This is a genomic window from Mesorhizobium sophorae, from assembly GCF_002270415.1.
In the GTDB taxonomy this organism is placed as follows: domain Bacteria; phylum Pseudomonadota; class Alphaproteobacteria; order Rhizobiales; family Rhizobiaceae; genus Mesorhizobium; species Mesorhizobium sophorae.
In genome coordinates, this window is the sequence record NZ_NNRI01000021.1 from 98,853 (window position 1) to 121,947 (window position 23,095).

Genomic DNA, 23,095 nt, shown 5'->3' on the forward strand with positions numbered 1-23,095 from the left:
ATGTTGACCTGGATTCACGCTGCGTCCTCGACTGGGTTGCGCAGCAGGCCAACGCGGTCGATCTCGACTTCGACCACGTCACCCGCCTTCATCCACAGGGGAGGTTCCCGCTTCATGCCCACCCCGCCGGGTGTGCCTGTTACGATGACGTCGCCGACCTCGAGCCGGGTGAAGGTGGAGCAGTAGGCGATGATCGTAGGGATGTCGAAAATCATATGGCCGAGGGTCGACTTCTGCACCGTTTCGCCGTTCAGGCGCGTTTCGATCTGCAGGTTGTCGAGCGGGCCGACCTCGTCCGGTGTCACAAGCCAGGGTCCGAAAGCGCCTGTGCCGATGAAGTTCTTTCCGGGCACGAATTGCGAGGTGTGGCGCTGCCAATCCCGGATCGATCCGTCATTGTAGCAGGCATAGCCAGCAATATGACTGAAGGCATCCTCCTCACGAATGGATCGGCCGCCCTTTCCGATCACCAGGGCCAGTTCGCCCTCATAGTCGAATTCGATCGACTCTTTCGGGCGAAGCAGTGGCCTGCCATGCCCGACTTGGACATTGGCAAAACGGGTGAATAGCGTCGGATGTCCCACGACGGCCCGCCCCGCTTCTTTCCTGTGCTCCTCGTAATTCAGCCCGACGCAGATGATCTTGTCGGGGTCGGGGATAACAGGAAGGTACTCGATATCTGCTAGGGGCAGACGGCGCGCAAGGGCGCCGAGAGATGCCAGATCGCTCTTGTCCGACATGGCCTGTCGAAGTGTCGAGGGAGCACCATCGACCAAGCCAATTGCCAATGCATAATCGCCAGAAACGACGCCCCAGGTCGGCAATCCGGAAGCAAAAAAACTGAGATACTTCATGTAGGCTCCATTCAGGTATTCGCGACTTCGCCAAGACCCGCCAGACTGTTTGGTCAGATAACTTTTCCAGGATTTAAGATGTTCATGGGGTCGAATGCCGCCTTGATGGAGCGCATCATTGCCAATTCGTGAGCCGTCTTGTAGCGCTTCAACTCACCCCGTTTCAGCTGGCCGATGCCGTGTTCGGCACTTATCGACCCACCGAGCGCATGGACGGCGTCGTGCACCATCACATAAATCCGATCATGGCTGCGCTGTAGGGCATCCTCTGCGAACCTCGGAGAGGGGCCGACGTTGTAGTGAAGGTTACCGTCGCCAAGATGCCCAAACGGCATTACCGACAGGCCAGGGAATGTCGTCGAAAGGTTCCGGTCCATTTCCTCGACGAATTCGGGGATTTTCGAGATCGGAAGCGCGATGTCGTGCTTGATGCCTTTGCCGCCCTTGGCCTGCGCTAGCGTGATGCTTTCGCGAAGATGCCAAAAGGCCCGCTCCTGTTCCACGCTCGTCGCAATGGTCGCGTCGCAAATCTCACCCGCCTCCAAAGCGTCGCCCAGCATGGTTTCTAGGCACTCGCCCAGCCCTTCCCGGTCCTGGCTGCCGGACAGTTCCAGCAAGGCGAACCAGGGCGCATCGACTGAGGAGCCGTCGAAAGGCAGATGTTGCTGCGGAAATTGTGATGTGACCAGTTTCAGGCACTCATTCGCCATGACCTCGAATGCCGTCAAACTCGACCCAATTTGCGTCTGAAGTCGGATGAGCAGCTGGACACAGCTCGCCATCCCGTTTGTCGCCACAAGCGCCGTCTGGGTCATTCGGGGCAGCGGGAAAAGCTTCAGCGTAGCGGTCGTGATAATGCCTAGCGTCCCTTCGCTGCCCACGAACAATGACTTCAGGTCGTACCCCGTGTTGTCCTTTCGCAGGCCGCCAAGCCCGTTCCATATCTCCCCGTCAGCGGTGACGACTTCGAGACCCAGCGTCAGTTCGCGTATTGTGCCGTACCGCAACACCTGCGATCCGCCGGCATTGCTGGCAAGATTGCCACCAATTGTGCAGCTGCCTTCCGCCGCAAGCGATAGCGGGAACAATCGATCCCGGTCGCGGCAATATTCCTGAAGGGTCTGCAGCACGCAGCCAGCTTGGACGGTGACCGTGTTGTTTTCAGGATCGAAGCCGCAGACACGGCTCAACCGCGACATTGACACGACCACGGCCTTGCCACTCGCGTCAGGCGTGGCGCCACCTACCAGCCCGGTGTTGCCGCCCTGGGGAACGATCGGGATTTCCGAGCTGGCGCAAAGTGCCACGATCCCGGCCACTTGCTCGGTGGTCGCAGGCCGCACCACGCACTGCGCGGCGCCTTGATATACTCCTCGCCAATCGGTCAGGTAAGGTGCCGCGTCGTTGCCTGTTAGAACATTTGCGGCGCCGAGCATCGACCGGAAATTAGACAGTAAGTCCATGGTGCCTCGCCAAACTGTAGGCAAGCGTCGTCGTGCGACGCATTCTGAGGCGCATCGCATTGACACCCGCCGATCATCCTTCGCTGGGACTGACCCTTGCTAAATGCGCTCCACGCCGATGGCAGTCAGCATGGATGAAAGCGCCTCGGCGTGCTTGCTCACGCAAAGGCCAATTTTGTCGAGCCCTTCTGGAGGTATCCGGTTCTTGGGAACCGAGACCGTCAGTGCTCCGATCACTCGATCGCCCGAACGAACGGCCGCAGCCGCTCCGCCGACGCCGACCACACGCTCTTCGATACTCGTCGCATAACCATTCTTCCTCGCCAGGGCGACACTGGCCTTCAATTCTGTCAGAGAGCTCTGAGTGTTCGGGGTGTAGACCTTCATATCGAGCTTACCCAAATCGAAGTCTGGCAAGGCCGCGAGAATAGCCTTGCCGACGGCACCCGCATGAAGCGGTATCGTCGAGCCAAGCGCCTGGATGTATCGCACCGGATGATCGCTCTCGATCCGGTGGACATAAGTGGCATGGCCGTCCGCCTCGGAAAACGTGGCGAGATAGCAGGTCTCACCCAGCTCCTGAACCAGGTCCTTCATGATCACATGTGCAATCTGAAGGACAGGCACGACACCGAACACCCGCGCCGCCAGCATCAGCATTCGCGGGCCGACGACATAACTGCCGCTCTCGGATTGTTGAACGAAGTCGCTACGAGAGAGGGCCTGGAGAATCCGGTGCGTCGAACTGCGGCTGTTGTCGGTCGCTTGCGCTATGGCACGGATGCTCAAGCCCTCGGATTTCTCCGTGAGGGCAAAGAGAGTATCCGCAACGAGATTGATCAGCCCGCCAGACTGGGCAGTCTCGTCCTGCGCCGTGCTCGTCCCGTCTTCGTCCAAGGCACTCCCTTTCTATTCCTTTGACCTCAAGCCGCCTTCAGCCCTATGATCTCACGGGCCTCTTGCGGACTGGCGATTTCGCGCCCCAGCATATGTGCCAGGGCAACCACCTTGTCCACTAGTCGCGCGCAGCTGTCGGCTAGCTCGCCGGGATTCAGATATGGGTTGTCCTCGTAACCTACCCGTACATGTCCGCCCATCGAAATCGCCATTGCAAGAATGTTCCAGTGACGCAGGGGATCCATGCAACTGACGTTCCACACGACGCCTTCCGGCAGGCAATCAATCAAATAGAGCAGGCCGCGCTCTGTGCATGGGGTCCAGGAGCCGCCGGACCATCCAATGAACAGTGTCGTCCAGATTCGCTCATCGAGCAGACCCTCTTCCATCAGCTTGCGCATGTTCCAAAGAGCGCCGGTATGGAAGGTTTCAAGCTCCATTTTTACGCCATGCTGCCGCGTCGCCTGGGCGTAGTCGCGCAGTTCGTCCAGCGGATGAAGAGCGTAAATCGCGTTCGGCGGATAATTCTTGTCAGGCTGAAAATATTCGTCGTGAGCATTGAACGCGACAGCCATCATGTCAGGCCCAAGCTTCATCAACGGAACCCGGTCGTCGAGCCTCGCGCCAGCAATGCCGTACTGGATGATGCAATCCGCCTTTTCTTTGATGCCTTCCGTCATCTCCCGCCAACCATCGACGTCAAGGCGGCTCAGCTTCTTGCCGTCTTCCTGGATCTTGTCTTCAAGCCGTCGCACTCCGTGAAGGTGGGCAATGGCTGCTCCGGCGTTCAGGCAGCGCACATACTCGTCGGCAATCAGCGGCACATTCTCGCGCGTCGACGGCATACAGAAATGATTTGCCGGATAAGAGACCCGCGAGTCATAGGCCGCCGTAATAATCAGTTTTTCCAAGTCGATCTCCTCCCTAGCTGCCGGGCTCTTCAGCAATTCAAGCTATGCGTCCGCACTATCAGATGGGACACTGTCTTGTCAACCGGGACATATGAAAAGTGACATAATCGATTGAGTGTAGGCGGAGAAGCCTCCGTCTCCTTAGCGCGGTTTCGCATTCTGCCTATCTTTGCCAGTGGTGTCCCAAAGGGTGACGAACAGTTTCAGAGCGCGTGAGACATCCTGCACCGTGAAAACGAGGCTTGGGACCCAGCACTCTGCCATTCGCCAACGGGAACCCGGATCGACCCAGCATGCTAGCTCAAGCACCGGTGCTTCAATTTTTGCTCAGGTTGCGGCTCCTGGGCGGATCAAAGGGGACTGAAAAGCTTGGTGGTTCGCCAGCGTTTCCCAGCAGGCGCGGTAGACTGTCTCTGCTTCACCTGCACATTTCTGGGTGAAAATCGCACCACAGGTTTGACACGATCTGATCGAGCTCACCGGCTACACAGCGGTCGGTCTCATCCGTTCCACATCGTCGAGCAGAGCAGAGCCTGCATGTGCTCTGCTAAGTCCATCTCGCCGCGCGCCGTGGTCTCCAAAAGATATCGGGCCTTAGCCAATGGATCGCCTTCTCCGACTGCAGGATAAACGAGTTCAAACAAGCCGAGCGAGCCGAGCAGTGCATTGGCGATCATGTCGACAGTGCCCTTCGTCTCCCTCAACCCGCGTCCGAAGTCGGTCAAATACCGTGGGGGATCAGGTTTCGAATAGAGGCCGGCGACGCCGGCCCAATTTGGATGAGCGATTTCGCTCAGGCTGTCGTACCCGGCACGCACCCCCGGCACCGCCTTGTCCATCCTGTTGATGCAGCTCAGGATTTGCATGGCCTGTGGTCCGTCCGCCCATTTCCTCGAGCCAACGAGAAGCCCGTATCAGCAGATCGTTTAGCTGCTGTGGTGAATGGGTATGCCGCGCATCAAGAATCTCCCAGAGTTTCCATACAAGGGCAGCATTTTCAGTAAGGGAACGCGTCAATAGGGCCGCAACGCTCAGATCCTCACGCTCAAGCGCATTGCATGCGTTGCGCGCAAGTTCTTCGCTTCGCCAGATCAGCGCCTCACGTGCACAAAGCAATTGGAACGGCGCCTTTGAGCGCACGCCCAAGGCCGCGGCCTCGATACGACGCGGCAGATTATCGCCCAGCCTGGTCGCGAACTCGCGCGCTTCGACAATTTCAGCAGAAACCATGTTTGAGGCTGCCTCTATTTTCCTGCCTCTATTCTATCTGAGTCCCGCCAATCGGCGAAGATCGGCCAAAACATCGGCCACATGGTCCTCCCGATTGCAGTTTTGTGCATGGTTATCAGTGAAATAGGCGCCCCGAACATCGGCCATCATGATCATCATCGTCGGGCGGCATCAATGGTGTCCAAGTTGGCGGCGGTGATGGTGCCGAGGCCCGCGCAAGTCGGCAGGATGCCGATGATCGGCCAGAAGATCGGCCAAATGTTCTGGAATATTAGAAATATATATTTATAATTAGGCATTTAGCGGAAACCAAGATCGGCCAATTATGGAAGAGAGCGTACAGCGCATCGAACCGGCACGCCTGACGGATGTATCCGAATCAATGTCGGATGCGCTGGCGGAGCTATCGGCTACATCGGCTATTTTGGGCCAAAGCTTGCACCCGCGTACCGCTGCCAATCTCGCCGATCTCGTGCGCATCATGAACACCTACTACAGCAACCTGATCGAGGGCCATGATACGCGCCCGCGCGACATCGAACGGGCGTTGGCCGGAAACTTCGATCGAGACGAGAATCGTCGCAACCTGCAGCTCGAGGCGGCCGCCCATGTTCGCCTGCAAGCGGAGATCGACCGTATGGCCGCCGAGGGGCGGTTGCGGGAGCCGGCATCGGTAGATTTTCTGCGATGGCTGCATGCGGAATTTTATCGCGATGCGGAAGCGCCCATGCTGAGCATCAAGGGCGCCGGCCGTGAATTTGTCATGGCGCCAGGCGAATGGCGATCGAAGCCAGAGCATGACGTCGCTGTCGGCCGGCATGAGCCGCCTTCGAGCGAGCGTGTCGACGATTTCATGCAGTACTTTGCCATGCGCTATCGCTTCGACAAGCTGGGCAAGGCCGGGCGCATCCTGGCCATTCCTGCTGCGCATCACCGTTTCAACTACATTCACCCCTTCCCCGACGGCAACGGTCGCGTCAGCCGATTGATGAGCCACGCCATGGCCCATGAGGCCGGGATTGCTGCGCATGGACTGTGGTCGATCTCGCGCGGTCTGGCACGCGGCGCGAAAAGCCGCACGGACTACAAGCGCATGATGGATCATGCCGATATGCCCCGCCAAGGGGATCTCGTCGGACGCGGCAACCTCTCCGAACGCGTGCTCGGTGATTTTACCTTATGGTTCCTGCAGGTGTGCATCGATCAGGTGAGCTTCATGACAGGTCTGTTCGATCTCGATACGCTTGCCAAGCGGCTGCATAGCTATGTGGAGCGCAGCGGCGTGAAGCCCGAAGCATCTCGTTTCCTGCAAGAAGCGCTTATGCGCGGCGAATTTGACCGCGGCGAAGCATCCCGCATAAGCGGACTGCCCGAGCGCACGGCGCGAAGGGTGTTTAATGAGGTGATCGGGCTTGGTCTGCTAGCGTCTGACACGCCCAAAGGTCCGGTTTCGCTGCGCTTCCCTGCGGACGCTCTGGACGCGCTGTTTCCGAAGCTGTTTCCGGAACCTAGCCAACTTGCAACCAGAGGGATCAAATCGGACGCTTCTTGGTCATCCCACAATCCGGTGTGAACCGGTCGAAAGGCGAGCCGTCGCTGAAAGTCCATCTCTGCGACACCCACAACATGGCTCAGTGGGGTCAGAATATCGATGAATCCCTAGTATCCAAGCCTATGGGCTAAGTCCTGGGGAGACCTCAATATGGGCAATCCACCTAGTCTTAGTCTAGTACCTGTGCACAGAGATTATGACTCTTTGGCTGTTGGTTTTGGATAGGCCCGGGCCATTTTGGTTCGGGCCTGCTCGGTTGAGAACATCCAGTTGATGCGAGCGGCACTTGCGTTGCGCTGGTGTTCCCAAGCCGCGACCTCGGCGACGAGGCGGGAGCGGCTTTCGATGCGGCGGTCGAGGCACTGGTTGCGCAGAACGCCGATTTCGATCTCGACCATGTTGAGCCAGCTTGCATGTTTGGGCGTGTAGTGGAACTCCAGCCGTCTGAGGACGCGTTGTCGTACTGCACTTGTATGGGGATGTTTTTGTCAACGGTCTTTTTTGCGTCCATTCATTGGGCCTCGTTTGCGTTTAGGGCAGCTGCTCCATCCGCGACAGAAGCAGCCGCCGCTGGCTTATCGATCGCGGACGTCGATACCGAGGGAGCCTGCGCGTGGCGAGACAATGCTCTCGCGTACTTGTATGCGGCGGGTGCTTTGACCCAGCCATGATGCAGTAATGCGCATCGCGAGCAAGGCTCCGGGGCGGCGGGACCATTCTTAATTACGGTGCAAAGCCCATGTGCAGTGCCGGTTCGCCACCGCCTCGGATCGTTGGGAGTCTGGCGCTGTTGGCGCGTCAGGCCCCGATAGCTTGATCCTCTTCTTCGTTATCCAGCGGACCGCACTGCGACGCCCTGCGGGATCTCGCCCATGGTGGCCATGCGCCAGAGCGCGATGAGCAGGCGCCGCGCGACGGCCACGATCATGGTCTTGCGCGTGCCGCCCCGACCATCCTCGGTGCGCTTCCGAAACCACTGCGCCAAAGCGCTATCCTTCTGGAACCGGAGAAAGCGCCAGGCCAGTTGGATCATCCCGCGCCGTACCCGGGCATTGCCGGCTCTTGCGAGGCCTCTCTCGCGCCGTCGCGCGCCGCTCTCATCCGGAGAGCCGGTGAGGCCGGCATAGCGGGCGACCGCCTTTCGATCCCGGAGACGGCGTGACAGAATCTCGTTGACGAGCATATCCGCGGTTTCGACGCCGACGCCGATGACGCTCGAGATCAGGCGAACCATCGCGTGAGGTCCCTTCTCGACGGCCGAGGCCGTCTCCAGCTTGCGCAGGCGTTCCTGCTCGATGGCCTTGATCTGTTCGCGCACCAGACGCAGCCGGGCCATGTCGCGGCGAAACTCAGCCTGGGTATTTTCAGGGAGAGGGGAGCCTTCCGCCGTGCGCAACGCAGCAAGCTTCTCCTCCGCCTTGCGCAACGTCGGATTGAACCCACGAATTCCCAGGCGCGCGAGCGCCGCCTTCATGCGGTTGACGATGCGCGTGCGATCGCAGACCAGCTTTTCCCGCTCGCGGTTCGGCCGCTTGGCGTCTTCCTCTTCGATGGTCGGAATAGCCGCCATGCTGCAGTGGCGCTTTTCTCCGCGCAGCCAGCCGAGGAAGGCGCGCATCAGCAACTCCGTGTCGAGGCGATCAGTCTTCGCACGCCGGTGCTCACGTGACACGGCGACGCTCGATGGATGCATGACATAGGCTTCGATGCCGCGCGACCTGAGCCAGCGCGCCAGCCAAAAACCGTCACGCCCCGCCTCGAAGGCGACAACGATGCGTTCGATCTCGCGCTCCGCCTGGGCCGCTTCCTCGCGCCAGCGATGCAGGAGCCGCAGCAACCCATCCTCATCGGGCGCCAGCTTCTTCAGGTGGTGTCGTTCGACGCCCGGCAGCATTCCCGCGACAAGCCAACTCGATTGACTCATCTCGATGACGACAACGAGTGTGCTATCCTGATTCAGGGTGGCGACGGACCGGCTCAGATCGTTTGATTGCGGCATGGGGCTCTCCATCGGGTTGGTTGGAAGCGCCGAAAGTGCCACCTTCGCCGCCAGCCCCATAGCATCTTAAATGTGAGATTGAGGCGACTTCTCCAGAAAATGAGACCGGTAATTTCTCTGGGGATACTGCGGGCACCCTTCCGACAGCCAGAGCCAAACGTGCGCCCATTATTCAAGCCCAGCCGATCGCGAAGTTCGCAATTGATCTCCGCCGTCCGGACTTGCATGAGCATGTGGGCCCCGTAGGAGGACCTGCGCATCTGCTGCTTTTTGACCATCCGCTTGCCGACGAGTGAATTCACCGCCGACTCGGCCAGAGCGGAGGCAACGCGAAGCCCAGCCCGATAGCGCTTTCCATAGTTGACGATCGCGCCGCGATTTGAATGGACATAGGTCAGGAGCTGCGAGGCGAGGCTAAAAAGCCGTGCGATCGAGAACTCGCCGTCCCTTTGCGAGTCTTTCAGTCTCGCCAGGAGTTGCTCCAGGTCGCGGATCGCGCCATCGACCCGCCCGTGCCAGAGACGCCACTTCACGGCTTTGATGTCCCTGTCGATGGTTGGAAGCACTTCAAAAGGGTCGGACTGGGAACGATGTGATCGGCGATCTGCTGCATGGGCTGGATCTTCATGGCAATGTGGAACCAGTCGATGATGTGGGCTGTCGGCTTCGGCATGGCGCGGGGCAGCCGCTTCAGGATTTCGGCGCCGTCCGAGATCACGGTGACGTTGCCAAAGCCGCAATAGCCTTCTTGCTGAAGTGCGTGGAGGGCTCGATCCCGGATTGCAGCCTGGTCGGTGTTGCTGGTCACGAGGTAGCGGCCACCGACATCACCCCGACCGCCGCGGCCGCATCGAGCTACAACGAGCTCGAAGTTTCGCGCGGAATTGGGATCGGCGCTGCGAACATGTGCCGTATCGATGCTGATGACGAACTCTTTGCGTCGGTCGCCGGGAAGCTGCATTTCAAGCTGGCTTCGATCGTGCCTTTGAGCTCGCGCGCGCCTTTCTTCCTTCGCGATCTGTTCATCGAGCCGTTCACCGATCCTGATGGTCCGCTTGCGCACGGTCACGTACGTCTCGGTGGGTTCAATGGGCAGAAATTCGCCAAGCACCTTCGCTGCCTGCCGATACGGCATCATGCTTCCCAATCGCGCCGTCAGTTCAATCAGTTCAGGCGTGGCTCGATCAGGGCAGATCTCGTTGAGTGGTGCGAAGGCAGCGACCATGCCAGGATGGCACTTCCGGCAGAGCATCCAACGGGGATTGCGAACCTCCACCGTGCCGAAGACAGTCCGGATTTTGCGCGTCGTATAGCCCTTGACCGGCCGGAACGTGTGGCAATCCGGGCAGACGCGGCGAAAGAGCGAGTAGGTCTCCGCCTCGTGGCTGACGACCGCGCTCTGCAGGGCCGCCATGATTTTCTTTCCATCGTCGATCGAGAAGCCGATATCGCCGTCGAACAAGCCCTTCCAGCTCTTGTCGATGCGGACCTCCTTCCGGCAGGTGTCGCCAAATTCGTTCCTGCCCTCGATCGTGATCGTCCATTCCACTGCCATCGCTGCCTCCTTGAAGAAGCGACGGTGATGGACTGCTTGGGCCAAACAACCCGTATTCGACCCCAGAGAAATTACCGGTCTCGCGGCAATCGAGGCTGGCGATCCGGCCTTGGCCGCAGAAGGATGGCTGCCCATTTACAGGCCGGGATCGAGCGCATCTTCGGTAAGCGCAGCTGGTGATTCCAAGTCAAGGGCACCCGGAAGCATTCAAATGCCAACTTGCACTCGCATGGGATGGGACCGCTAATCGGAAGCCGGCCGCCTGCTACAGCAGGCAATCTCACGCCGGCATGCCATCGCATTTTCGATGAGGGGCCTGCCGGGATCACGTCATTTTACCATAAGGTTGAGGACGATCGGCGTATCTTCCTTGGTCGAGACCGCGAAGCCCGTCCCACGTTGACAATCAGCCGCGATCGGCCGGCAGGCCATGATAGGCGTTGTGGAGCAGAGTGCGGATTGCCGCGCGCTCGAGAGGGCGAGGGTTCGGATAGGGGCTCGAAACGGCGATATCTGCGGCCTTGTCCAGCCCGTCCTCCGGCATGCCAATATTTTTAAGGGCGACTGGCGCACCGATCGCTTTGGACAGACTATGAAGCCCATCAACGGCGTCTTTCACCCCGAGAGCGCGCGCGATCCGCCCCATGGCCTCGGGTGCTGACGTGGCGTTGTAGGCGGTCGCATGCGGTAGCACGATCGCATGGGTTTCGGCGTGCGGCAGATTGAATGAGCCTGCGAGCACGTGGCAGAGCTTGTGGTGGAGCGCCATCGCGGCACTGCCGAGCACTGATCCGCACAGCCATGCGCCATAGAGCGCATCGTCATGGCCGGCGTGGCCCTTCGGCAAGGCCGCAGCCAGCGCGCGAATGCCTTCCTCCGCCATCAGCGAGACGATCGGATTTCCGTCTGTAGCGAAGAGTCCCTCGACCGCATGGGCGATGGCATTCAGTCCGCTCGTCATTGCAAAGGCATCGGGCAGCGTCGTCAGCAGATCGGGGTCGTAGATGACGGCCTCTGGCTGGATGCGTGCGTCGCGTCTGGTGGTTTTCAGGCCACCTTCAGTCTCGCCGAGAATGTCGGTCATTTCCGATCCGGCGTAGCTGGTCGGAATAACGAGTTGATTGAAATCGGTCCTGAGCGCTATGGCTTTGCCGAGCCCGGTGGACGACCCGCCGCCCAAAGAGACTATGCCGTCGATACCATTTTCCAAGACAAAGGCGACGGCCTTCTCTGTGACATCAACGGGCGTGTGCATCACGGCATAGGGATACGCTGTGCCGCCGACGGCTCGCGCCAGCTCCTCGCACGAGGCCGCCTGATGTGGTGTGGCGACAACCATCGGCCGCGCCATGCCGAGGCGCCTGGCCTCCGTTGCCGCTTCAGCAATTCGCCCACGTCCGAAGATCACTCGTGTGGGCAGCGGCACATGAACGAACGGCTTCATCGCAAGTCCTCTCTGGTTTCAACGCGATAGCCGACAGGAAGCAGCGATATGCCGAGACGATCGGATACCAGGCCCCAGATTCCCTTCGGAGAGATGACCATAATGACGATGGCGAGCACGCCGAGGATCATAAGATAAATGGAGCCGAGGTCGGCAAGGAACTCGCGCAGGATAAAAAAGAGGATGGTGCCGATAATCGGCCCCTCGATCGTGCCGATACCGCCGATTACCACCATGAAGATCACAAGCACCGTCCAGTCGTTAACGCTGAAGGCGGCATCGGGCGCGATGCGGAGCTTCTGCAAGAAGATCAGCGATCCGACCATGGCGGTCGCGGCGGAAACGCAGACATAGACGGCAAGCTTGATCCGAGGAATGGCGATGCCCAGGCTCAAGGACGCCGTCTCGCTGTCACGGATGGCTGTCAGCGCCAGGCCGATCCGCGAGCGTAGGAGCATATAGACGAATGCCACCGAACCGACGCCGAGCATCAATGCGGCCCAGTAGATAAGTGACTCTCTCATCGCTTTCGAACCGGCCATCTCCTTCATGATAGTGATCGGCAGGCTCGACCCTGACCCTCCCCCGAGGGAGGACATCTGGGCGAAGACGAGGCGGAAAACCTCCGCCACCACCCATGTTCCGATCGCGAAATAGGCGCCGTTGAGCCGGAACACGAGCTTGGCGACCGGAATGGAGACGAGTGCCGCGGCGATGCCCGCCGCCGGGATCGCGGCGAGCGGATGCATCCCGGCATGGATGGCAAGCGTGAACAGCATGTAGCCGCCGAAGCCGACATAAGCCTGCTGGCCCACCGAGACGAGACCCGTATAACCGGCGAGCAGATTCCAAAGGCTGGCGAGCGCCAGATAGATCATGACCTCGCCAATGAGGCGCAGCGTGGCCGTCGATGCCCATGCGGGTGCAGCCGCGAGCAAGACGACAAGAGCAATGGCAGTGACGAGCGCAAAACGGCTGAGCATCGTGGAGCGGGTGACATGGTGCGTGCTCATGTAACCCCTCTGGGGAAAAGGCCTTGCGGCCTGACGGCTAGGATGACGAGGAAGACGAGATGACCAGCCAGTACCTGCCAGCCGGGGTCGATCTGCGCCCCGACTGCCTGGGCGACGCCAAGGATGATCCCGCCGGCGAGCGTGCCCCAGAGATTGCCGAGGCCGCCGATGATGACCGCTTCGAACCCGAAGATCAGTCGGCTAGGCCCCATGAAAGGGTCGAAATTGGCGCGGACCGCGAGAAACACGCCCGCCATGGCGACCACGGCCATAGAGAGTGCCATCGCCCAGGCATAGACGCGCCGGTTGTCGCAGCCCATGAGCTGGGAGACCTCCGGATCATCTGACACGGCGCGAAAAGCCCGCCCCGCCGGGCTGTGGAACAAGAGGACTTGCAGTGCCCAGACCACGGCAATGGCGCTGAGGAAGGTGAGCAGCGGAAAATAGCCGATGTCTATCCCTGGAACGAGGCTAAAGCTCCCGATCTCGAGAGAGCCCGCATTCAGTTTTCGGCTGTCAGCGCTATAGATTTCCAAGAGAGCGTTTTGAATGATGACGGACAGGCCGAAGGTGACCAGCAGCGGCGGAAGAATATCCTTGTCGAGGGTCCTGTTCAGTATGCCGAGTTGCAGGCCGTAGCCGAAGGCCGCAGCCGCCGGTACCACGACGACAAGGCTCGCCAGCGGATGCAGTCCAGTCAACTGAATGACCGTGTAGGCAAGATAGGCGGCGCCGATGATCAGATCGCCATGGGCGATGTTGACCAGGCGCATGACGCCAAAAATCAGCGACAGGCCCGTGGCAAAGAGCGCATAGAGCCCGCCCACCAACATGCCCTGAATGACGATGTTGATCCATCCCATGGGGTCAGGTTCCGAAATAGGCGCTGGTGATTTGTTCGCCGGTGAAGGCGTCCGGCTTGCCCTCCAGCGAAACCTTGCCTTCCAGCATGCACATGAAGCGGTCGGCGACGCTAAGCGCCCGCTTCACGTCTTGCTCGACGAGGATCACGGAAAGACCATTGCCCACGACTTTTGGCAGCAATTCGTAGATCTGCTTGATGACCACTGGCGCCAGCCCGAGGCTAAGTTCATCGAGAAGCAGAATATCGGGATTCGACATCAGCCCGCGGCCGATCGCCAGCATCTGCTGCTGGCCCCCTGACAGTGAGGTCGAGGGTGCATGGCGCTTGTCCCGGAGAACCGGGAAGAGTTCGTACACAGCGGCGGTCGTCCAAAGACCTGGCCGTCCAACCTTGCCGCCTATAAGGAGGTTTTCTTCAACGCTGAGCGAAGGAAACAGGCGGCGGCCTTCCGGCACCAATGCAATTCCTTTCGCCACGATCTCGAATGCCGGGATGCGCAGCAGATCTTCGCCCTTGAAGCGAATGGCCCCTCGCCGGTTCTTCACCAAACCGGCGACGCATTTGAGAAGAGTGCTCTTTCCCGCTCCGTTCGCACCGATGAGGGCGAGCAGCTCCCCCCTGGCCAAAGTGAGGTCGAGGCTGGTCAGAGCCTGCGCATCGCCATGGAAGGCATCGAGCCCTTCGACGGAAAGCAGCGGTTCAGACAAGCGCGTCCTCTCCAAGGTAGACGGACTTCACTTCGCTACTGTCCATCACTTTATCCGGAGCGCCGTCGGCGATCTTCTTGCCAAAATTCACGACAACCAGTCGCTGGGCGACTGACAGCAGCGCGCGCACCACATGTTCGATCCACACGATCGTGACACCCGAGGCATGGACTTGGCGCAGCACGTCAAGCAATTCGTGGCACTCACTCTCTGTCAGGCCTCCGGCGATTTCGTCGAGCAGCAGCAGCCGCGGTTCGGTCGCAAGTGCTCGCGCAAGCTCGAGCCGCTTGCGGCCGAGCAGCGGCAAGGAACCCGCGAGTTGGTTTGCCTTCTTCGACAGCCCCGACAGCTCCAAAGCCTGCATGGCGTAGTCCACAGAGCCCTCCGCCTTTCGCCCGAAGGTCGCGCCGACAAGCACATTCTCGAACACGGTCATGCCGACAAAGGGATGTGGAATTTGGAATGAACGGGAAATACCCGAGCGACAACGTGCGGCCGCCCCTTCGCGGGTGATATCGCGACTTTGGAAAGTGATCGTGCCGGTATCTGGCTTCACGGTACCTGCGATCAGATTGAACAGGGTCGTCTTCCCGGCCCCATTGGGGCCGAGGATTCCGACGAACTCACCTTGTGCGACCTCGAACGAGAAGCTGTCCGTTACAACGAGCGCACCGTAACGTTTGCTTAGAGAGTCAAGGAGCAGCATGGTTATGATGCCGTGGGCGGCGTATCCCACCTTCCTCTTTCTTCATGACAGGAGCTTCAGCTTACCGCCGACGGGAATCGACGGATATTGGCTGTTGTTGGTTATGACGAGCTCGAAGTGGTCGCCATTCTTCTGCCATTGGCCGCCGACGAGAGGCGTGCGCACGACGTTCTTGACCGGGTTGAGCGGCCCGCCCTTCCACGAAATCGGGCCCACTAAGCTCTGCATATCGGTGGCCGCAACCGCATCGACCACCGATTGCGGGTCGCTGAGGTCGGCAGTGCGCTTAATGACATCCGCTGCGACTTCGAACAAGGCATGATTGAAGCCGATCGGCTGTGTCCATTGTTTGCCCGTTACAGCGGTATAGTCGTCGGCGATCGCCTTCGAGCTATCGCCTGTGAGGCTCGACGTGAAAGGATGGCTCGGCGACCACCAGATTTCCGATGTCAGCCCGTCACCGCGAGCACCGAGCGATTCGATGACCGATGGGAAGAGCAGCGCTTTGCCGATCGTCACGACCTTGGGCTTGAAACCCTGCTGACCGGCCTGCGACCAGAAAGTCGCAAAGTCCGGCGGGATCATGTTGCCGGTCACGATTTCGCAGCCGGCTTCCTTGAAGGCGGCGATCTGCGAGGAGAAATCATTGTTCATGACCTGGTAGCGGCCCAGATCGATGAGCGAATATCCGGCCTTGGCGAGCGGCGTCGGCAGGCCGAGCTTGGGATCCCCCCAGGCATTGCCGTCGGCGTCGTTGGGGAACAGGCCACCGATTTTCTTGGTGGCGCCCGACTGATCCCACAAGGCCAGGAAATTGGCGATCACGTCCTCGAGGCCCCAGAAAAAGTGATAGGTCCATTTGAAGCCGGTCGCAGGGTCACCGTTGCGACCGAAGAAGTAGGGTTGCCAGGGCGAAATCGAGGTGATGCAAGGAATTTCGTTGAGTTCCGCCTGATCGGCGACGGGATTGGCGGTGTCCGGCGCCGCCGAGGCCAGCAGCATGTTGACGCCATCCCGTTCGATCAGCTCGGTGGCGACTTCCGCGGCACGGTTCGAGCTCGATTGCGAGTCCTTGGCGATGATCTCGACCGCTACGGGTTTGCCATTGTTGGTCAACCCAGCGAAGGCCTTCCTCACGCCGCCCAGAATGAACGCGTCCGCCTCGCCGAAACCGGCAATCGGGCCGGTGTTGGGCGACACGTAGCCGATCTTGAACACGGCGTCCTGCGCGGAAGCGCGGGTCACGCGTAGAATGGCTGGCGCGGCAAGTAGGGTCCCTGCACCCTTGAGCAACTCTCTGCGATTCATGATGTTGAGCTTGGACATGAAGACCCTCCCGGTTGCCTTGTTTCCGACGAACCCGCGCCCACTTCTCCTGCGCGGTCTATGCATTTCGCAATTGTCACGACGGCGTCCCGTCGGTTAGAAATCTGCTGTCTTGCCTATGCTCAAAGGGGCGCATCCCTGAGCAAGGGTATGTCTTGAATCCACTGCTATCCTCGCGTTCCTGGTTACCTATCCCGGCGCTACTTCAGTGCCAGATAGGTTTCCGGATTGAGTTGGGTCGAACGAATGACCGCGCGCGCGCCTGCCGCTTGCGAAAGCGCCTCGCGTAACCGTTCGCAAGCGCCAAGTATGACCTCGCGCGTCCTGTCAGGTTTCGGAAGTATCTGGATCTCCGCTGCAACGGGTGCTTGATCGTCGACGCCCCAGGTGGGGATGATGGCCAATTGACAGAGCGACGTGTCGACCTTGAAGGTCTTGCAGAGCATCGACCGTATCGGCTCGAGCACTGCGACCAATTCATCCTTCCTATCTTGCCAGAGGTCGTTCTCGACATGAATCTTTACCAACGGCATGAATTAACCCTCCAATCCGATTAGGCTGAGATTGGCGTGAGCACGAAATCGAAGGGCGAATGCCATTGCGTCTCGCCGTCCTTGACAAGCTCGAACGACGCAATCAGCGATTTCCTGACCCCGAATACGGCATCGGATTCGAGATAGGGATCGTCTCTAACGAAGATGTGGGTCACAAGTTTTTGGTATCCGGGCGCCGTCACCACGTAGTGCATGTGGGCAGGGCGGTAGGGATGGCGATGAAGTTTCCCGAGCATCTTGCCGACAGGACCATCGTCCGGAATCGGATAGGAAACGGGCTTGATACCGACAAAGGCATATCTGCCATCCTCGCCGGTGACGAACAGGCCGCGATTGTTCCACTTCGGCTGAATGCCTAGTTGCTGCACATCGTAGAAGCCGTCGGCATTGTCCGACCACACGTCCACGCGGGCGTCATTGACTGGGTTGCCGCTGAGGTCCAGCACCCTGCCCTCGAACAGGCAACTATCGCCCTTGCCGTCCAGACAGATATTCTCGCCCATCTTCCGGACTGGCGGATTGTCGACGTGGAATGGCCCCAACACAGTGTTTTCGGTGGCACCAGTCGGCCGCCGGTTGTTGATCGCGTCCACCAGCATGGAGAAGCCAAGTACGTCGGAGAGCAGGATGAACTCCTGCCGCTCGGCGCTGCAGATCTGGCCGGTCCGGGTGAGAAAGTCGATGCCGAAGTCCCACTCTTCCTGGGTCAGATGGATTTCCTTGGCGAAGGCGTGCAGGTGCTTGACCAGGCACGTCATCACTTCTACCAGCCGCGGATCGGCGCTCTCGCCCATGCGCGCATTGACGGCTTCGGTCGAATTTTCCTCCGTAAAGTATCGCGTCATCAGATCCTCTCCCGCGGAGCCTTTCGACCGCCGCCGACAGCATTCAGAGAAATTCGTTTTCACCAACATCTACGCCGGCAAAGACCTTGCGCAATTGCCTGAAACGGCGCCCGCCGTAGAGCAGGGTATCTGCGCCCCTGCGATCAGCCGTTGCGACCACATCCCCGAAAAACACGGTATGCGTGGACTGGTCGGACGTCCCCCCGACGAGGCAGTCGAACACAGCGGCCGCCCCGATCAGAGCGGGAGCGCCGGTCTTGAGCGTTATCCATTCGCCCACCGAGAAGCGATCCTGCCGGTTGCCGCCGACCCCCGCGAATACCAGGGCCAGCTTGTCCTGCTCCTCGGCCAATACGTTGACGCAGAAGCTGCCGGCCTCCAGGATCTTCTCATGTGTGATGCCGCTCTTGTTCACGCAGACCAGTAGCCGAGGCGGCTCTGCCGAGACCGAGGACACGGCTGTAGCCGTCATGCCAAACCGTTCGCCGTCAAGACCCGTGGTGATCACGCATACCGAGGAGACGTGTTGCGCCACCGACGTGACATATTCAGCCGCCGGAACCGATGGGAAGGTCGAGGTCCTCGCAACCATGACTAATACCTCAAATCACACCAGTGCCGGGATCCACGCCAAGGAGCACTCGGCCATAGATTTCCGCGCCGGCGTTGTGCAGCAGAAAGCCGTGCATCGATGTGGCCTGCAAATTGCGGAAATTGAGCTGGATCGGGCTCTTCAGCGACAGGCCGGCAGCGCCACCGATTGTAAGCAGTTTCTGCACCGCATCGCGGCAGAGGCGCGGAACAACAGTGATATCCATGCGGATGCGGCCGCGCATTTCCATCGGCATCTTTTCACCGCGACGAGCATACTCGTCCACGTCGTCGGCACATCGGTAGAAGACTAACTCCGCCTGATGGATCATCGCCGCGGCCTCGCCCAATTCAATCTGCAAGGCCGTCCATTCATGCGAAATGTGAGAGGTATACATTACCTTCTTGCCTGGCACGAGCTTGCGGAACTCTTCGAGCGCGCGCCGCGCACCGCCAAGCGCCGAAGTGGCAATGAACATGCCGAGGGCCGGACCGCCCTGACATCTGTAAATCGCAGGCGCGTCGTGGCTTGCGAAGACAGGCGTTTGATTTTCCAGGATCGCGGGCAGCGACACGAAACGATGGGCAGGAACCGCGACATTCGTGCATTTCACCGAGTTGGAGCCAGTGCCCTGGAGCCCGGCCACATGCCAGTCGTCGATTTGCTCAGCGTCGCCTGTCGGCACCGCGAGATCGCCCTCGTCCAGCTTGTTGCCGGCCTCGTCGAACACTTCTGCGCCGAGCAGCAGCCAACGCGCCGCAGCATTGCCGGAGGCGAACGGCCAGAATCCATTCAACACATAGGAGCCATCGGCTTGTCGGACCGCCTTGCCTCGTGGCCCAATGACGGCGGCCACGGCGTTGATATCGCTGGTCGAGTAGATTTCCTCCTGTACCCTCTCGTTCATATGCCCGATGATGTAGTCGTGGGCATGATAGACGCCGAGTACCCAGGCCGTAGCGCCACATCCCCTGGCAATTGTAGACACCGCATCGACATGGGCGCGCATGGACAACTCGGACCCGCCCCATTTCTTGGCACGGAACACGCCAAGCAGCCCGCTCTCATGCAACAGCTTGATGTTCTCCGCCGGTACTTTGCGGTCTTTCTCGGTCTCGAAGGCTCGTGACGAGAGCAACGGGATCAAGCTCTCGGCAATGGCCTTGACGTTCGATTCCTCGACGCGTGCGAGCGCATGAGCGTTCATGGCTACCCTCCCGGAGTTTCTATCCACCCAACGAAAATGAATGGTATTCGAGTTTGAATGATTGTCAATATCGATCTGTAGCCGTAAATGACTTATCTTCGCGTTCTCCGAGTCCGAACTTGACTTTTGTCGGCATCGTACGGCATGCACACCCGCAGGAATGGGAGCAAATCCATTGCAGGTTTCGAAAGCGTCGACCAAGAGCAGAGTCGCTCTCAGGCAGGAACGAAACCGGGAAGCCTTGGTGCAGGCCGGCTATACGGTAATTTCCCAGAAGGGCATTGATTCCGCCACGATGCAGGAGATCGCCGACCTCGCGGACGTAGGCGCGGGAACGGTCTACAGCTATTTCAAATCCAAGGATGATCTCGCCGTTTCAGTAATGGAGCGCGTGATGCATAATCTGGCACTGCGAATTGAGGAGGTCACCAACACCTTCGCCGATCCCGCGCAGGTCTACGCATTTGGCATCCGGACCGTGATTGACCACGCGACGGGCGACATGCGCTGGAAGCAGCTCCTCAACCGCCCTGAAGTGATTGCCGACGCCATGTTCCGTTGCATGGGTCCCTTCGCGATCCGGGATCTGGAAAATGCCACGCAGGCGGGTCGCTTCAAGGTGGTCGATGCCAGACTCACTTGGCAAATGGCGTCCTACGCTATCGTCGGCGTCAGCCTCGCCATCACGAAAGAGCACCTGCCACCGTCGCTCATAGACGAGACGGTCGTCCGGCTCCTCTGCATGACCGGTATCGGCGAGGCCGAGGCCAAGGATCTCGCTTCACGACCCCGCCCTGCCCTTCCGCCGGAGAAATCAAGGCTCTGAAATCTCCAGGTAGCCCGCATAGGTGAGCCTATCCCGGTCGCGAGTCATTTCTCGTGAATCTGCCAAGCCATTCGCACTAAAGATTCATCTCCTATGGGACATCAGGGTAACGGGGAAGCCGGCTGCAGCATGAGCGCGCGTGCCAGGCCGAACGCTGCCGCTGGACACCCGAGAACGCGTGTGGAAAGCGCTCGGCGCGCCGGCGACCGGTCCGGGCGGTGACTAGCCCTTTTCGACGCTAGCTTGAGAGCGGCCTTGAAGGGGTGTGCTGTCTGTTCACTCAGGCAGGCGCATGCTGAAGTGTGCATGCGCCGGAAGATGTGGGAACCGCTGCATCAGCGGCTGGCAATCGGTGCCTTGCGCGTGCGGCCCCAAAGGACGAACAGCGATAGCGCCAGGAAGATGATGTTCATCGGCAGGGTGTGAGCGGTTTCGCCTCGAAATGCATGGAAGCCTACGGCCAGCACTTGAATGGTGACAAATCCGAGCGCGGCCAGGGGCGTCAGGAACGGCAGGATGCGCGTCGCCGCCGGAAGAATCATGCCGAGTGCGCCGGCCAGCTCGCATAGTCCGATGAAGCGCAGCAACCAGATTGGGACGTCGGTTGCCCAGGCAATACCCATCGGCGCAAGAGCCGACGGATCCATGAATGTCTTCATGATGCCCGGCATGCCGAACAGGATGAAGAGTGCGATCTGGGCGACCCACAGCCCGATGTGCCACGGACGAGAGGACGAGCGAGAGGCAGTGTGAGCTTGAGAAACAGACATGGCGGCTATGACCTGATTTGGAGGTTCAGCAGAAACATCGCTCTGTGTGGCTGGACACCACGCTATGGACGTTCAATGGTTCAGCACGACTTTGCCCCCGGCGCCAGCGGCGACGGCGTTCTGTGCGGCGCCGATTTGATCCAGGGGGAAGGTCTTTGCGACCGGGATGGTCAATAGACCGCGGGACGCGGCGTCAGCCACTGCGGCCAGCGTAGCCGCGTCCGCGCGATGGTAGAGTTCATAGATTGTCACGCGATCGCGAACGTTGCCGTCTTCCGGCACCGGAACGATGCTGGCAACCTGACCACCGTTTCGCACATGCTTGATGAGATTGCTCGCGGCGGGTGCTGTGGTGCTGATCGCATAGTCGAATGTCGCGGCAGTCGGCGGCTGGGTGATATCGAGCGCCTCGCCAGCCAGTTGGCGCGCCTCTTCGAGCTGATCGGGACGGACACCGGCCACCGGCTTTGCCCCAATCTCCTGGAGATATTGGATTGCGGCGCGCCCGACCGCGCCGATGCCTCCCGAAATCAGGACGCGGTCGCCCGCCGTGACGCCAAGAGCATCCACGGATTGTCGTCCAGTGAGACCGGCTTTCGGTAGAGCAGCACCTTGTTCGAATGTGAGATTGGCAGGAAGTTTGGCGGCAGCCGTAACAGGAACAACTCCGTATTCGGCATGGGCACCCCTGCCGTTCGCCGCGAAGTCGGCAATCACCCGATCGCCGATCACGATTCCGGTCACGCCCGCGCCGACCTCGACAACGGTACCGGCAGCATCACCGCCCAACACCGCGGGAAGTTCCAAAGGGATGTATTGGGCCATGTAGCCTTGGCGGATAATCAGGTCGAAATGATTGACCGCGGAGGCTTCGATCTTGATCAGCACCTCGCCGGCTTCCGGTTTGGGCATAGGAACGTCATCGATGACGAACTGATCAATGTCCCCATACGCTTTGAGACGGGCAGCTTTCATATGTCGGCACCTTCGTGTATTTTGACGCAGAGATACGATAAGGTTCAGTATCGTTCAAATGATATGATTGACTATCGTATCGGAGTCAAGCCGCATGAAATCCTGGGCTCCCGACCATCCCAAAGCGAAGTTGATGGCGAGCAAGCGTGCCGACATCCTCGCGGCCGCAAAGGCATCATTCCTCGACACTGGCTACGAGGGGACGAGCATGGAAAGCATCGCCAAGACGGCGAACGTCTCGATCATGACTCTCTACCGGCATGCAGAGAGCAAGGACGAGCTGTTCTCGGCCGTCATCTCCAATGCCTGCGATCCCGACGACGAAGCCGAGCAGGCAGAGTGGGCGGCCCTTCTGGAGAAGCCGCTAAGAGACGTCTTGATCTGGGCGGGGATGACAGCGCAGACCCGTTTGACGGACCCAGACACCATAGCCCTCATGCGCACTGTTATCGCCGAGGCCACACGCTTTCCCGGTTTGGCAGGGATGGCGCATACCAGCCTCGTGGGCAATCTCGAAGGCATGCTTGCGTTCACGCTCGGACTTAAGCAGGAAACCAGCGCGCTCAGTGCGGAGCGCCGACGCGAACTCGCCGTCCAATTCATCGATCGGCTGCTCGGCAGCCATATGCTCGGCCTGCTAATGGGGCTTGCCGGCCCCTCCAGACGGGAGCAGCAGGAAAGAAGCGAGACCGCTGCCGACGGGTTGATCAGTTCGCTTGGCTAGAGCGGTTTTCCCTTAATCGGAGTCGTTTGTTTGCAGTGAACGGCTTGTTCTGATTCCCTGATCGAAGTGATTTGCGGAAG

The 23,095-nt window shown here is 59.8% G+C and carries 21 protein-coding genes and 2 pseudogenes; 3 read left to right on the forward strand and 20 right to left on the reverse strand.

Going from position 1 to position 23,095, the window contains the following annotated elements; all coding sequences use genetic code 11:
* Window positions 1–14: 14 nt before the first annotated feature.
* The 5 genes from CGZ66_RS28610 to CGZ66_RS39435 all read right to left on the reverse strand — a co-directional run bounded on the left by CGZ66_RS28610 (window position 15) and on the right by CGZ66_RS39435 (window position 4,991).
* Window positions 15–854, reverse strand: a complete 840-nt coding sequence (locus CGZ66_RS28610; protein WP_095090212.1) for a fumarylacetoacetate hydrolase family protein — start codon at window positions 852–854, stop codon at window positions 15–17.
* A 53-nt stretch (window positions 855–907) separates the two neighbouring features.
* The gene (locus CGZ66_RS28615; protein WP_095090213.1) at window positions 908–2,317 is read right to left on the reverse strand and encodes an FAD-binding oxidoreductase; all 1,410 of its coding nucleotides are present in this window, start codon (window positions 2,315–2,317) and stop codon (window positions 908–910) included.
* A gap of 99 nt (window positions 2,318–2,416) precedes the next feature.
* Window positions 2,417–3,214, reverse strand: coding sequence for an IclR family transcriptional regulator (locus CGZ66_RS28620; RefSeq protein ID WP_095090214.1), 798 nt, complete (start codon window positions 3,212–3,214; stop codon window positions 2,417–2,419).
* Between the two features lie 26 nt (window positions 3,215–3,240).
* Window positions 3,241–4,125 carry a beta-keto acid cleavage family enzyme gene (locus CGZ66_RS28625; protein ID WP_167392289.1) on the reverse strand — a complete coding sequence of 295 codons (885 nt, stop codon included), beginning with the start codon at window positions 4,123–4,125 and terminating at the stop codon, window positions 3,241–3,243.
* 500 nt (window positions 4,126–4,625) lie between these two features.
* Window positions 4,626–4,991, reverse strand: coding sequence for a hypothetical protein (locus tag CGZ66_RS39435; protein WP_143748879.1), 366 nt, complete (start codon window positions 4,989–4,991; stop codon window positions 4,626–4,628).
* Between the two features lie 689 nt (window positions 4,992–5,680).
* On the opposite strand from CGZ66_RS39435, the gene CGZ66_RS28640 reads away from it, so the two are divergent.
* On the forward strand, window positions 5,681–6,928 hold the full coding sequence (locus CGZ66_RS28640; protein WP_095090217.1) for a Fic family protein: 1,248 nt from the start codon (window positions 5,681–5,683) through the stop codon (window positions 6,926–6,928).
* Window positions 6,929–7,101: 173 nt separating this feature from the next.
* Here CGZ66_RS28640 and CGZ66_RS28645 read toward each other — a convergent pair.
* From CGZ66_RS28645 to CGZ66_RS28710, 13 genes and pseudogenes are all read right to left on the reverse strand, one after another.
* Window positions 7,102–7,362: pseudogene (locus CGZ66_RS28645) on the reverse strand (transposase); the annotation flags it as partial.
* A 374-nt stretch (window positions 7,363–7,736) separates the two neighbouring features.
* A complete protein-coding gene (locus tag CGZ66_RS28655) occupies window positions 7,737–8,906 on the reverse strand; it encodes an IS110 family RNA-guided transposase (RefSeq protein WP_095081722.1) in 1,170 nt (389 codons plus the stop codon).
* Between the two features lie 179 nt (window positions 8,907–9,085).
* Window positions 9,086–10,461 (reverse strand): annotated as a pseudogene (locus tag CGZ66_RS28660) (ISKra4 family transposase); the annotation flags it as partial.
* A gap of 406 nt (window positions 10,462–10,867) precedes the next feature.
* On the reverse strand, window positions 10,868–11,905 hold the full coding sequence (locus CGZ66_RS28665; protein WP_095090219.1) for a maleylacetate reductase: 1,038 nt from the start codon (window positions 11,903–11,905) through the stop codon (window positions 10,868–10,870).
* Complete coding sequence (locus CGZ66_RS28670) at window positions 11,902–12,918, reverse strand: branched-chain amino acid ABC transporter permease (protein ID WP_095090220.1); 1,017 nt, start codon at window positions 12,916–12,918, stop codon at window positions 11,902–11,904. Before CGZ66_RS28670 ends, CGZ66_RS28665 begins: the two co-directional genes overlap by 4 nt.
* Entirely contained in the window at window positions 12,915–13,781 is an 867-nt protein-coding gene (locus CGZ66_RS28675; RefSeq protein WP_095090221.1) for a branched-chain amino acid ABC transporter permease, read from the reverse strand. Before CGZ66_RS28675 ends, CGZ66_RS28670 begins: the two co-directional genes overlap by 4 nt.
* Window positions 13,782–13,785: 4 nt before the next feature.
* Window positions 13,786–14,490, reverse strand: coding sequence for an ABC transporter ATP-binding protein (locus tag CGZ66_RS28680; protein ID WP_206073793.1), 705 nt, complete (start codon window positions 14,488–14,490; stop codon window positions 13,786–13,788).
* Entirely contained in the window at window positions 14,483–15,202 is a 720-nt protein-coding gene (locus CGZ66_RS28685) for an ABC transporter ATP-binding protein (RefSeq protein WP_206073819.1), read from the reverse strand. Before CGZ66_RS28685 ends, CGZ66_RS28680 begins: the two co-directional genes overlap by 8 nt.
* Window positions 15,203–15,238: 36 nt before the next feature.
* Entirely contained in the window at window positions 15,239–16,507 is a 1,269-nt protein-coding gene (locus CGZ66_RS28690) for an ABC transporter substrate-binding protein (RefSeq protein ID WP_379018107.1), read from the reverse strand.
* A gap of 215 nt (window positions 16,508–16,722) precedes the next feature.
* Window positions 16,723–17,055 carry a hypothetical protein gene (locus tag CGZ66_RS28695; RefSeq protein ID WP_095090223.1) on the reverse strand — a complete coding sequence of 111 codons (333 nt, stop codon included), beginning with the start codon at window positions 17,053–17,055 and terminating at the stop codon, window positions 16,723–16,725.
* Between the two features lie 20 nt (window positions 17,056–17,075).
* Window positions 17,076–17,921, reverse strand: a complete 846-nt coding sequence (locus CGZ66_RS28700) for an intradiol ring-cleavage dioxygenase (protein WP_095090224.1) — start codon at window positions 17,919–17,921, stop codon at window positions 17,076–17,078.
* Between the two features lie 43 nt (window positions 17,922–17,964).
* Entirely contained in the window at window positions 17,965–18,513 is a 549-nt protein-coding gene (locus CGZ66_RS28705) for a flavin reductase family protein (protein ID WP_095090225.1), read from the reverse strand.
* 10 nt (window positions 18,514–18,523) lie between these two features.
* Window positions 18,524–19,720 (reverse strand): acyl-CoA dehydrogenase family protein, encoded by a 1,197-nt coding sequence (locus tag CGZ66_RS28710; RefSeq protein WP_095090226.1) that lies wholly within the window; start codon window positions 19,718–19,720, stop codon window positions 18,524–18,526.
* A gap of 244 nt (window positions 19,721–19,964) precedes the next feature.
* Here CGZ66_RS28710 and CGZ66_RS28715 point away from each other — a divergent pair, with 244 nt between their 5' ends.
* Window positions 19,965–20,546, forward strand: a complete 582-nt coding sequence (locus CGZ66_RS28715; RefSeq protein WP_206073794.1) for a TetR/AcrR family transcriptional regulator — start codon at window positions 19,965–19,967, stop codon at window positions 20,544–20,546.
* A 335-nt stretch (window positions 20,547–20,881) separates the two neighbouring features.
* Here CGZ66_RS28715 and CGZ66_RS28720 read toward each other — a convergent pair whose 3' ends face one another.
* Window positions 20,882–21,316 carry a DoxX family protein gene (locus CGZ66_RS28720; protein ID WP_095090228.1) on the reverse strand — a complete coding sequence of 145 codons (435 nt, stop codon included), beginning with the start codon at window positions 21,314–21,316 and terminating at the stop codon, window positions 20,882–20,884.
* 72 nt (window positions 21,317–21,388) lie between these two features.
* Window positions 21,389–22,291 (reverse strand): NADP-dependent oxidoreductase, encoded by a 903-nt coding sequence (locus CGZ66_RS28725; protein WP_095090229.1) that lies wholly within the window; start codon window positions 22,289–22,291, stop codon window positions 21,389–21,391.
* 133 nt (window positions 22,292–22,424) lie between these two features.
* On the opposite strand from CGZ66_RS28725, the gene CGZ66_RS28730 reads away from it, so the two are divergent.
* Complete coding sequence (locus CGZ66_RS28730; protein ID WP_280952840.1) at window positions 22,425–23,015, forward strand: TetR/AcrR family transcriptional regulator; 591 nt, start codon at window positions 22,425–22,427, stop codon at window positions 23,013–23,015.
* The last annotated feature ends 80 nt before the right edge of the window (window positions 23,016–23,095 follow it).